Origin of the sequence: Niveispirillum cyanobacteriorum, assembly GCF_002868735.1 — a bacterium.
Taxonomy (GTDB): Bacteria; Pseudomonadota; Alphaproteobacteria; order Azospirillales; family Azospirillaceae; genus Niveispirillum; species Niveispirillum cyanobacteriorum.
On the sequence record NZ_CP025612.1, the window covers coordinates 670,505 to 682,064 of the forward strand.

At 63.6% G+C, this 11,560-nt stretch carries 11 protein-coding genes; 3 read left to right on the forward strand and 8 right to left on the reverse strand.

The genetic code is table 11. The annotated features are described in order from the left end of the window. Positions 1 to 55 precede the first annotated feature (55 nt). The 6 genes from C0V82_RS18710 to C0V82_RS18735 form a co-directional block, all read right to left on the reverse strand. Complete coding sequence (locus C0V82_RS18710; RefSeq protein WP_158660044.1) at positions 56 to 1,213, reverse strand: alanine racemase; 1,158 nt, start codon at positions 1,211 to 1,213, stop codon at positions 56 to 58. Next, positions 1,206 to 2,615, reverse strand: a complete 1,410-nt coding sequence (locus tag C0V82_RS18715; RefSeq protein ID WP_199772527.1) for a D-arabinono-1,4-lactone oxidase — start codon at positions 2,613 to 2,615, stop codon at positions 1,206 to 1,208. Before C0V82_RS18715 ends, C0V82_RS18710 begins: the two co-directional genes overlap by 8 nt. A gap of 8 nt (positions 2,616 to 2,623) precedes the next feature. Then, on the reverse strand, positions 2,624 to 2,995 hold the full coding sequence (locus tag C0V82_RS18720; RefSeq protein WP_102113942.1) for a c-type cytochrome: 372 nt from the start codon (positions 2,993 to 2,995) through the stop codon (positions 2,624 to 2,626). Positions 2,996 to 3,137: 142 nt separating this feature from the next. Continuing rightward, positions 3,138 to 3,788: a TetR/AcrR family transcriptional regulator gene (locus C0V82_RS18725; protein ID WP_158660045.1), complete on the reverse strand. Its 651-nt coding sequence runs from the start codon at positions 3,786 to 3,788 to the stop codon at positions 3,138 to 3,140. A gap of 79 nt (positions 3,789 to 3,867) precedes the next feature. After that, a complete protein-coding gene (locus C0V82_RS18730; protein WP_102113944.1) occupies positions 3,868 to 5,283 on the reverse strand; it encodes an amino acid permease in 1,416 nt (471 codons plus the stop codon). 165 nt (positions 5,284 to 5,448) lie between these two features. Continuing rightward, complete coding sequence (locus tag C0V82_RS18735) at positions 5,449 to 7,029, reverse strand: sodium/sugar symporter (RefSeq protein WP_102113945.1); 1,581 nt, start codon at positions 7,027 to 7,029, stop codon at positions 5,449 to 5,451. Between the two features lie 280 nt (positions 7,030 to 7,309). Between C0V82_RS18735 and C0V82_RS18740 the strand changes: the two genes are divergently transcribed. Next, positions 7,310 to 7,981 (forward strand): cyclic nucleotide-binding domain-containing protein, encoded by a 672-nt coding sequence (locus C0V82_RS18740; protein WP_158660046.1) that lies wholly within the window; start codon positions 7,310 to 7,312, stop codon positions 7,979 to 7,981. A 161-nt stretch (positions 7,982 to 8,142) separates the two neighbouring features. Here the strand turns inward: C0V82_RS18740 and C0V82_RS18745 are convergent, their stop codons facing one another. Continuing rightward, on the reverse strand, positions 8,143 to 9,048 hold the full coding sequence (locus C0V82_RS18745) for a LysR family transcriptional regulator (RefSeq protein ID WP_102113947.1): 906 nt from the start codon (positions 9,046 to 9,048) through the stop codon (positions 8,143 to 8,145). A 102-nt stretch (positions 9,049 to 9,150) separates the two neighbouring features. Between C0V82_RS18745 and C0V82_RS18750 the strand changes: the two genes are divergently transcribed. Further along, complete coding sequence (locus C0V82_RS18750; RefSeq protein WP_102113948.1) at positions 9,151 to 9,807, forward strand: type 1 glutamine amidotransferase domain-containing protein; 657 nt, start codon at positions 9,151 to 9,153, stop codon at positions 9,805 to 9,807. Between the two features lie 34 nt (positions 9,808 to 9,841). Continuing rightward, positions 9,842 to 10,855 carry an aldo/keto reductase gene (locus tag C0V82_RS18755; protein WP_102113949.1) on the forward strand — a complete coding sequence of 338 codons (1,014 nt, stop codon included), beginning with the start codon at positions 9,842 to 9,844 and terminating at the stop codon, positions 10,853 to 10,855. A 6-nt stretch (positions 10,856 to 10,861) separates the two neighbouring features. Here the strand turns inward: C0V82_RS18755 and C0V82_RS18760 are convergent, their stop codons facing one another. Further along, positions 10,862 to 11,533, reverse strand: a complete 672-nt coding sequence (locus tag C0V82_RS18760) for a helix-turn-helix domain-containing protein (RefSeq protein WP_102113950.1) — start codon at positions 11,531 to 11,533, stop codon at positions 10,862 to 10,864. Between the last annotated feature and the right edge of the window lie 27 nt (positions 11,534 to 11,560).

An 11,560-nucleotide genomic window follows, 5' to 3' on the forward strand; every position in this document is an offset into this window, starting at 1 on the left:
GCATTTCCCCTGTTCAGACAACCCTGTTTATCGCATGCGGCATTCGCCGCTTTGTTCAGGCCGAAGGCGGAAAGACCGGCCAGGCCTGTGTGATCTCCCCCCCGTCAAAGACGGTGAGGGAGCCGAACTGCAGGAAAAGCGCCTCCGACTGCCGGGGACGCAAAAACAGCCAGTCACCGGGCTGCCGGGCCGGGTCGTGGGACCCCAGCCAGCATTCCTGGTTGCTGGACGGTCCGAAGATGGCGCTGCGCCGCAGACCGGCGGGCCAGACGGGGTCTGCCAGCCAGTTGCCGCCATGGATGAAATGCGCCTGTGCCTGCCCTGGAAACAGCCGGGCGGGCAGGCTGCCCAGGCCCGGTACGCGGGCGGGATGCGCGACCTTCAAAACGGGTGTGGCGATGAAACAGGCCGGCACATGGTGCGACAGCGTGCCGATGTCGAAATCCGACGGCTTCACGAACGCCGAACCGATGGCCAGATCGTTGGCAGGGCTGCCCGTGGCATGCAGGACATAGGTCGGGCTGCCCGCACTGTTCAGCAGCGGGTCCGCCACCCCGCGCGACCGCAGCAGAGCGGCCATCGCCGCATAATCCCGGCACATGCCGGCAAAGGCCCGTGACCGGATACCCATTGCCTGGGGCAGTTTTGCCAGATGCGGATCATAACCCATCAGGCCCGTGAGGCGGATTTCGGGCCCGGCCCGGTCCAGCAGGCCGGCCAGGGCTGCCGGCCCCGCCACCCCGCCGCGATGCAGGCCGACATCCACCTCCACCGCCGCATCGAGCCTGATGCCCAGGGTCCGCGCCAACGCGGCATACTGGTCCAGCCGTTCCACACTGTCGATCAGCCAGCGCGGACCTGGACCCTCAATCCCGGCTTCGTCGTAATAGGCACGGGCGGCGGCCACGGGCAGTGGCTTGCCCAGCAGGATATCCGACGTCGGATCAACGTCGCGCATCGACAGCAGCATGGCCCGGTTGAAGACCATGGCGCGGTTGCTGTTCAGCGACGCTGACAGGTGGCGCAGTAACGGCGCGCAGGGCAGTGACTTCACCACCAACCGCACCGCCGCAGCACCACGCGACATATCGGCCACCGCCCTGATATTCGCATCCAGCCGTGACCGGTCCAGGATCAGAACTGGTTCGGCGATCCGGGCACGGTCCAATGCCGCGGACAGGGACGCGAAATAGGCGGCGGGCGTGTCAGGCATCGGCGAACACCCCGCGCAGATAATCATTCAGGAACCGCCCTTCCGGGTCCATCTGCCGGCGCAGCTCTGCTGCATCGTTGAACCTGGGGTAAAGGGCGGCGAAATCGGCCCGTTTCAGGCTGTTCAGCTTGCCCCAATGCGGTCGCCCGCCATGCCGGCGCATGATCGGCTCCACCAACTGATACAGGAAATCATACTGGTCCTTGTAATAGGCATGGACGGCGATGGACCCCGTCATCCGGCCCTGGAAGGGCGACAGCCAGGCATCGTCGGGCGCAACGATCCGCGCCTCGATGGGGAAGAACACATCGTTGCGCTGCCCCTCAATGGCCGCAATCACCTCCTGCAACGCGCCGACCTGCGCCTCCAGCGGCAGATGGAACTCCATCTCGTTGAAGCGCACGGGCCGTTCGTTGGACAGCAGCCGCCAGCTTTCATCCACCACCCGCTCCGGCTCCAGTCCAGACATGACCTGCCGTGCCACGCGTCGGCGCAGGGCCGGCGACCAGCCCAACCAGTCGCGCAGCTTCTTTAGGTCCAGCAGGGCCTCATTATCCTGCGCGGGCGGGCGTACCGTGGCCGGCTCGTCCGTTTCGTCATGGGTGATGACGGCGGTCATATCGGTGAAAGGCAGGTAGTAGAATTCGATATTGCGGTGGGCCTGATGTAGGCGCGGCCAGTCGGCCAATGTCTGTTCCAGCGGTTGCAGCCAGACATTCCGTTCCACCCGCTTCAACGGGCTGTTCTGCAAGGTTACCTGCGTGACGATGCCGAAGGCACCCAGGCCCAGCCGGGCCGCCTGAAACAGCTCCGCGTTACGTGCGACATCGCAATCAAGAATGTCACCACGCCCGGTGACCAGACGCAGGGCCGTGATATTGCCGTGCAGGGCGGGCAGGGTGGCGCCGGTGCCGTGTGTACCCGTGGCGGTGGCGCCGGCCAGCGATTGCTTATTGATGTCAGGCAGGTTCGGCATTTCCTGCCCGATTCCGGCCAATGCAGCCCCCAGATCGGCCAGCCTTGTACCACCCCATGCCACCGCCGTGCTGGTTGCCTTGTCATGGCTGATCAGGCCCGTCATCCGGTCCAGCGTGACCAGGGTGCCGGGCGTGGGCACCAGGGGCATGAAGGAGTGGCCCGACCCCACCGCGCGCAGGGGACCCGGTGCCGTGCGTACCAGTGCTGCCAACTCGCCCTCGCTGCCGGGCGCCGCGCGCTGTGCCGGATAGGCGGTCTGAATGCCCGACCAGTTGCGCCACAGCAGCCGGCCCGCCTCATCCTGGCCCGGCGGTGCGGGTGGCTCTGGCTGCACACCCACCCGGCTGGCGGCCCACCCGCCGGCACCGGCCACCGCTGCCACACCAGCCATGCCAAGGAAAAGCGAACGCCGTGAAACCATCATTTCCCCTTTCAGCGCGGCGGCTGGCTCATGAACAGGATCAGGGCGGTGTAATCTTCCGGCGTGCAGGCAAAGCATTGCCCCCCCGCCGGCATACCGTTCACGCCCTCAACAACATTCTTAAGAAGTACTGACATCCCTTTGTTCAGGCGTGGTTTCCATTGCTCGCCGTCCCCCGTCAGCGGTGCCCCGCTGTCCGCCATCGTGTGGCAGGCAAGGCAGGATGCAGCGTAGATCTCCGCCAATCGGGGATCGGCGGGACGCAGGGCGGCAATGGTGGCGGCGTCCGGTGGCGGGGCTTCCTTCTGTCCGCAGGCCCCCAGGCCCAGGAACGCAAGGCAAAGAAATCCCCGTAGCGCCCGCACGCTCAACGGCGTCGTCATGGCACCCCTATCAATGATGATTTGTAGTGATCGCTAACTGCTAAAGTTAGTGATAACTAATGCCTACGCCCGACGCAAGCGGATAATGCGGGCCACCGCGGGTACCCGTTCAGAAATGACGATGATGGTGATGCAGGTGGGGTCAGGCCTGTTCCAGGCCGTTGCGCAGACCGCCCTGCCACATGGCGGTCAGGCCATGGCACAGGGCTTCCGGCGACTGGTCCGGGTCTTCTAGGGCCAGTTCGATGATGCTGTAACCCGCCTCCACCGCGATGCGGGTGCGCAGGCGCAGTTCGGCGTGATTGGCATTGGGCAGCAGCGACAAGATCACCTCCATGATCCGGTCGGTCACCAATTCGTGCGACTGGGTGCGTACACTGGACAGGGATGGCACCGCCCGCAGCGCCCGCATGATCCACACCGCCCCCGGCTGCGTGGCCGTGACCTCGATGGATGACAGCAGGAATTGATAGTGGGCCCGGATCAGGTCATCGAACCCTTTGTCGCCATGCCCCTCCAGCCAGGCGGCCAGCACCGTATTCTGGCGCAGCATCAGGTCCTCGCCCAGGGCCGCCAGCAAGTCGTACTTGTCCTTGAAGTGGCGATAGAAAACGGGCGGTGTGACGCCCGCCCGCGCGGCGACCAGATTGGTAGAAATACGCTCGATCCCGACCTCCCCCAGCAGTTCCGCCCCGGCCTGCATCAGGCGCTGGCGCATGGCCAGCGCCCGTGGGGACAGGGCACCGCTTTCCGTTTCAGCGGCGGGAACGGGGGAGGGGGATGACGCGGACATGCTGCCTTTTATCTTTCTGTCGGCGGGGTCTGCCATGCCCCCTGCCGGCATCAGGACATAAGGTGGAACGGGCCGGAATTCAACTGCCGGCCTGGGCCAGAAGGCTACGTCGCCGTCCATAGGCCAGATAGACGCCGACGCCGATCAGATTCCAAATGGCAAAGCGCACCAGGGTGCCTGTCGGCAGGCTGATCATGAAGTAAAGACAGCCGATCACGGCCAGCGGGGCCACGATCCAGACTGCCGGGCAACGGAACAGGCGCGGCAGGTCGGGCCGCGTGCGGCGCAGGACCATGACGCAAACCGATACGGCGATGAAGGCCGTCAGGGTGCCGGCATTCGATAGTTCGGCGATCTGGTCCAACCGGAAGAAGCCGGCCACCAGCGCCACGAACCCGCCGACCAGAAAGGTCAGGCGAAGCGGCCCCCGCCGCTGCGCATCCAGTTGGCTGAGCGAACGTGGCAGCAAACCGTCGCGCGCCATGACGAAGAACACGCGCGTCTGCCCGAACATCATCACCAGGATCACCGACGGCAGGGCGATGATGGCCGCCGCCCCGATGCCGAAGGCGGCACCCGGATGCTCTAGTCCGCGCAGGATGAAGGCCAGCGGCTCCCCACTGGCCGCGAATTCCGCGAACGGCCAGGCGCCGACGGCACAGGCGGCGACAATCATATAGATCAGGGTGCAGACCACCATGGACCCGATGATGCCGATGGTCAGGTCCCGCTCCGGGTTCTTGACCTCCTCTGCGGAGGTGGAGACGGCGTCGAACCCGAAGAAGGCGAAGAACACGATGGCCGCCGCCGCCATCACGCCGCGCACCTGCCCGTCCACACTGTGGGAGGCAAAGCCATAAGGCATGAAGGGCGTGAAATTCTCCGGCATAATGGCCGGTGCCGTCAGCCCGACAAACACGGCCAGCGCCAGGAGCTTGATGGCCACGAGCACAATGTTCAGGGTGGCACTTTCCTTGGCCCCGCGCGCCAGCATCGCCGTCACGGCCAGCGTGATCAGGACGGCGGGCAGGTTGATGATACCCCCGCCATGCGGGCCGGAGATCATCCAGGCCGGCAGATGCACGCCCAGGCTTTCCAGCAGACCGACCATATAGCCGGACCAGCCGACAGCCACGGCAGAACATGTGACGGCATATTCCAGGATCAGGCTCCAACCCACCAGCCAGGCCAATCCCTCGCCCAGCACCGAATAGGTGTAGGTATAGGCGCTGCCCGCCGCCGGCATCAGGGTCGCCATCTCCGTATAGGTCAGGGCCGCGAAGACACAGAGGATGCCGCAGGCCGCGAAGGCCAGGATCACGGCGGGTCCCGCACGCTCTGCCCCGATACCGGTCAATGTATAGATGCCGGTGCCAATAATGGCCCCGATGCCCAGCGCCACCAGATGTGGCCAACTGAGTGTGCGTTTCAGTTGCCGTGATGGATCAACATGCGTCAGCGCGTCCAGCGCCTTGCGCCGCCCCCAGAAACTCATGCCCCTGTTCTCCTGTCTGCGGATATGGCCGGCTTATGCCAGCTCTGTATGGATTGGTATTTTCCCTTTACCATGATGTGTCGGCGACAGCTTTGTCGAAAATGTAAAAAGGCGGCGGGCCCCACCGGACCCGCCGCCTTTACCGGACACCCGTGAAGGGTGCGGTTACCACCAGGTTGCGTACAGCGCCACCAGGGCCAGGACCACGCCCACGGCACCGACATTGAAGCCGGTCCCCGTGCGATAGCTGACATTGACGGTATCGATCGTGTCGCTGCCGGCCCGCGACGGAATAGCCAGCGATGCCGCCGCCGCCAGCATCAGCGAGATGATGAAAACGATGCCCATCCGGTCGATAAAGGGCAGGTCGGCCCACCAGACCTTCATCGCCCAGGAAAGGGCGACCGACGCGATGGCCGCCGTAATGGCACCCGCTTCGTTGGCGCGCTTCCAGAACAGGCCCAGCAGGAAGATCACGGTGATACCCGGTGTGAAGAAGCCCGTGAATTCCTGAATGAATTGAAACGCCTGCTCCGACTGACCCAGCAGCGGGCGGGCGGTCAGGATGGCCAGCAGGATGGAAACCGTGGCCGCGATACGGCCCACCATCACCAGCTTGCGTTCCTGTCCTGACCCGCCGTCGCGCACATGGCGGAACTTGGCGAACACGTCCAGGGTGAAGATGGTGGCGATGGAATTGATCTTCGACGCGGTGGAGGCGATGATCGCCGCGATCAGGGCCGCAAACACCAGACCCAGCAGACCGGTGGGCAACAGCCGCATCATCGAGGGATAGGCCTCATCCGGCTTGGCCAGATTGGGGGCCAGGATGACGGCGGCGATCCCCGGTAGCACGATGATAACCGGCATCAGCAGCTTCAGGAAGGCCGCGAACAGCACGCCCTTCTGCGCCTCGTCCAGGCTTTTGGCCGCCAGCGCGCGCTGAATGATGTACTGGTTGAAACCCCAATAGCTGAGATTGGCGATCCACATGCCGCCGATCAGCACCGACAGGCCCGGCAGGTCCATGTAGTGCGGGTCATCGGCCTTCAGGATCATGTGGAAATGACCCGGCAATTCCGTGGTCAAACGCTGCCATCCGGCCAGGATGCCGCCTTCGCCGCCGATCTCTCCCAACGTCAGACCGGCGATGATCAGGCCGCCCATGACCAGCAGCGACACCTGCACGATATCGGTCAGGGCGACCGCCTTCAGGCCGCCGCGCAACTGGTACAGAAGGGCAAAGGTGCCCAGGCCGATCAGGGCTAGGTTCTGATCCACGCCCGCCACCTTGGTGACGGCGATGGAACCCAGCCAGATGATGGAGGTAAGGTTCACGAAGATATAGAGAACCAGCCAGAAGATGGCCATCAGGGTCCGGATCGACGGACCATACCGCCGTTCCAGGAACTGCGGCATCGTGTAGATTTCATTCTTCAGGAAGATGGGCAGGAAGTACTTACCCACGATCAGCAGCGTCGCCGCCGCCATCCATTCATAGGACGCGATGGCAAGCCCGATGGCATAGCCAGACCCCGACATGCCCACGATCTGTTCGGCCGAAATGTTGGCCGCGATCAACGAGGCGCCGATGGCCCACCAGGGGAGGTTCTTGGACGCCAGGAAATAATCAGTCGTGTCCTTGGGCGCGGTGCCCGGCTTGTCGCGTGACACATATTGCGCCAGCCCAAAAATGGCGATGCCATAGAGCACGACAATAACAATGTCCAATGTGGACAGTTCCATCGATATCCTCCCCGTTTCCCCTTGCCGCCCACCATGCCCGGTATCTGCCGACCATGGCGGGGGCCGCTTGACGGCCACCATACGCGCAGGCACGCCATATTTGAATTATTATATGCTTAATATGTCACATTGGCCTGCCATGACGGTATCCATGGTTTATTGACGCCAATGGGTCGGTTCCCGTACCAAGGGCCAGCATCTCGCGGATAACCCGAACCCGCCAATAAGCCGGAATCCGACTATGAAGCCTGAAGACCTCCGTTTGGTACACAGTCTTCCCATGTTCCGGCAGGTTGAAACAGAACAATTATCCTCCTTGGCCGCACGGGGATCATTGCAGCGCTATCCGCGCGGAACCCTGCTGTTCCAGGAGGGTGACCGCGCCGATTTCCTGATGGTTCTGCTGGAAGGTGGGGTGGAGCTGTTCGCAAGGGACCAGGCCGGCAGTGAAGCCGTGGTGGAAACCCTGTTTCCTGTCGACAGTTTCATCCTGGCCGCCGCCCTGACGGGGGCACCCTATCTGATGTCGGCGCGCACCTTGCTGCCGTCACGTGTGCTGCTGCTGGATGCGGAGATTTTCCGCCATGCCGTTGCCGCCGATCCTGCCCTCTCTGCCCCCGTGATGGCGGAACTGGCTCAGCATTTCCGCCGTCTGGTCCGGCAGATCAAGGATTTGAAGCTGCGCACCGGGGTGCAGCGTCTGGGCTGCTACGTCCTCGGTCTGGCGGGGGAGGGTGACGAGGTTGTGTTGCCCGTCGATAAGCGCATCCTGGCCTCGCGCCTTGGCATGACGGCGGAAAACCTGTCCCGCGCCTTTTCCACCCTGCGCGACCAAGGCCTGTCGATCCAGGGCAACCGGCTGCTGATCCAGGACCGTGCGAAACTGGTGGCCTTTTCAAAGCCGGACCCGCTGATCGACGCAGCCGAGGGGCCGCTGTCGCTGACCGAATAATACCAATCCGCCGAAGGTGCGACTTTCGGTGGATTGGAGGCTGCCGACTGGCGGCCCGGCGCTCGTGCGCCGTAAGACAAGCGTGCGGATGCACGCGCCTGGCGTTTGAGGGCCGCCTTGATGTTGACTATCAGTCAACATCAAGGCGGGTTGGTACAAGGTTACCCCGCCGATATCTCCCGCGCCACATCGGCCACCAGACCCCGCAGCCAGCGATGGGCCGGATCGTGGCGATAACGGACATGCCAGGCCATCTCCACCGGAAAGGTGCCCAGATCGGCAGGCGCCGGCATGACCTTAAGCCGCTTGTCGCGGGCCAGTTGCCGGCAGATCAGGCGGGGCAGGGTGGAGCAATAGTCGGTGACCGCCACCAGTTCCGGTACCGCCAGAAAATGCGTGACGGACACCGCCACCTCCCGCTTCAATGCCTGCTTTTCCAATGCTTGGAACAGGCCGGCGCGCAACCGTCCGGGCGGCAGCATGTTCACATGCTTCAACGCCTCATACTGTTCGCGCGAAAGGCTGTCTCCTATGGTGGGGTGGTCGGCGCGGACCACACAGGCCAGACCGTCATCCATAATGTGCTGAACCACCAGATTGTCGGGTGGGTCGGTGATGCGACCGATCACCATGGCGGTACTGCCTGACACCACGCCGGTTTCGGCCAGATCGGTGCCGAACGGCGTCAGACGCAGCTTGATGCCCGGTGCCTGTTCGCGCAGCCGTGTCACGACCGCCGGCATCAGCACATATTCCACGTAACTGTTGGGCGCGATGGTGAACAGGCGGTTGGCCTGTGCCGGGTCGAAATCCTGCTGCCCCAGGACGATATCGTCCAGCGTCGCCAGGGCGGCGGCAATCACAGGGGCCAGTTCCTGCGCCTTCTCCGTCGGCTGCATGCCATAGCGTTCGCGGATGAACAGGGGATCGCGCAGCATCACCCGCAGCCGGTTCAACGCATTGGACAGCGCCGGTTGCGTCATGCCCAGCCGTTCGGCGGCACGGGTCACGTTACGCTCTTCCATCAGCGCGATGAAGGTGGGCAGCAGGTTCAGATCGTAACGCATGAGTTATAATGTCATGTAAATATCTGACATAGGAAGGATAAATTTCCAGAATATAACGGGCGAAGGCATGATCTGGACATCCCAAGCCACGGAGCTGACCCAATGTCCAAGATCCTCTTCATCCTGACCAGCCATGACCGCATGCTGAATGGCGAGCCGACGGGCGTCTGGCTGGAAGAACATGCCGTTCCCTATCTGGCCTTCACCCGCGCCGGTCATCAGGTCACCGTAACCTCCATCGCCGGCGGCAAGGTTCCGGTCGATCCGAAAAGCGCGCCGACCGTGGAACAGGTCAGTGCCTGGGGACAGGCCATCGCCACGCTGTCCGAAACGCCTTGCTTCGACACGCTGGATAGCGATGGCTTCGACGCCATCTATATGCCGGGCGGCCATGGCACCGTGTTCGACATGCCGTACAACAAGAAGCTGCATGATCTGTTGTTCCGCTTCGATGCCACGGGCCGGGTGATTGCCGCCCTGTGTCATGCCCCTGCCGTCTTTGCCGGCATGCGCCGCCCTGACGGCACGCCCTTCATCGCGGGCCGCACCGTCGCCGCCTTCACCGATGCGGAGGAGCGGGCTGTTGATGGGGTGGAAAAGGTGCCATTCCTGCTGGAAACGCGCCTGAAGGAACTGGGCGCCATCCATCACGGGGCCGCTGACTGGGCGTCCAATGCCATTCTCGACGGCAATCTGGTTACCGGTCAGAACCCGCAATCCTCTGCCGCTGCTGCCACGCTGTTGCTGGGCCTGCTGTAAGCGCCCCGACCTTCAGACCTGAAAGGAAAGTATCATGAGTCTCAAGAATATCCTGACCAGCCGCCTTGGCTTCGGTGCCGCCCCGCTTGGCAACATGTTCCGCGCCATTCCGGAGGAGGAGGCGCTGGCCACTGTTGAGGCGGCCTGGAATGAGGGTATCCGCTTCTTCGACAATGCCCCCTTCTATGGAGCCGGCCTGGCGGAAATCCGCATGGGTCAGGCCCTGGCCGGCAAGCCGCGCGACGAATATGTCATCGCCACCAAGGTTGGCCGCCTGATCCTGGATGAGGTGGAGGATGTCTCCGCCCGCGACCTCGGCGAAAAGGGCGACGTTTTCAAGCACGGTCTACCCAACCGCATCGTCAATGACTATTCCGCCGACGCCACCCTGCGTTCTATCGAGGACAGCCTGAAGCGGCTGAAGACCGACCGGATCGACATTGTCTGGGTGCATGACGTCGCCCAGGATTTCTATGGCGATGAATGGCTGGATGTCTTTGAAACGGCCCGCAAGGGGGCGTTCAAGGCGCTGGACCGGCTGCGGGACGAGGGCGTGATCAAGGCCTGGGGCCTGGGTGTTAACCGGGTGGAACCCATCGAACTGCTGCTGGGCCTGGAAAGCAACCGACCCGACGGCTTCCTGCTGGCCGGCCGCTACACGCTGCTCGACCATGACAAGGCCTTGCAGCGGGTGATGCCGACGGTTGCCGAACGCGGCCTGGGCCTCATTGTCGGTGGTCCCTACAGCTCCGGCGCGCTGGTCGGTGGTCCGAACTTCGAATATGCCCCGGCCACGCCCGCCATCTTGGACAAGGTGACGCGCATCAAGGCCCTGGCCGACCGCCATGGCATCAGTGTGAAGGCAGCAGGTCTGCAGTTCGCGTTGGCCAATCCCGCCGTCGCCGCCGTCATTCCGGGCGCCAGCCGCCCCGACCGCATCGCTGAAGACAGCGCCGCCCTGGCGGAAGTTGTTCCCGCCGATTTCTGGCGCGATCTGCGCGCCACCGGTCTGGTCAACCCGGCTGCCCCGTTGCCCCTCGACGTGTAAGGGCAGTCACACCTTTTCCGGCTTCTTCAGGCTGACGGTGGGTTCATTCACCATCAGCGCCCGGGCCAGGGCCGGTTCCGGGCTGGAACAGACGGAAAGGGTGCGGCACGGTCCGTCGGATGCTGCCAGATAGGCATGGCCCATGGTGCTGTCCAGATAGATGCTTTCCCCGGCCTTCACGATGGTGGGCGCATAGAATTCGGTATGAACTTCGATGGCGCCCTCCATCACATAAATGAATTCCTCACCCGGATGACGGACCAGGGAACCGAATTCCTCCATGGTACGGGCGCGATGCTCCACCAGGATAGGGATCATCTTCTTGTGCGTGATGTCGGTGTTCAGATAGCGGTGGCGGTAATTCTTGGTGGGGACCTCCGCATCCTCCCCGCCACCCCGGTCCACGCTGCGCCGTGTCATCATCGCGACGGGTGAGGAGGATTGCACTACCGGTTCCGCTGCCGGTGCTGGATCACCCGTGAACAGGGTGCCGATATCGACGCCCAGCCCCTCGCACAGGCTGACGATCTTGTCGAAGGTCAGGGACATGCGGTCATTCTCGACCTTTGACAGGGTGGACACGGCCAGACCCGTCCGTTCCGCCACATCGGCCAGGGTCCAGTCGTTCTGAAGACGCAGCCGGCGCAGGGCCTTGCCGATCGGTGCTCTCCGCGTCATCTGCTCACAACCCCCGGTTCACCCCGC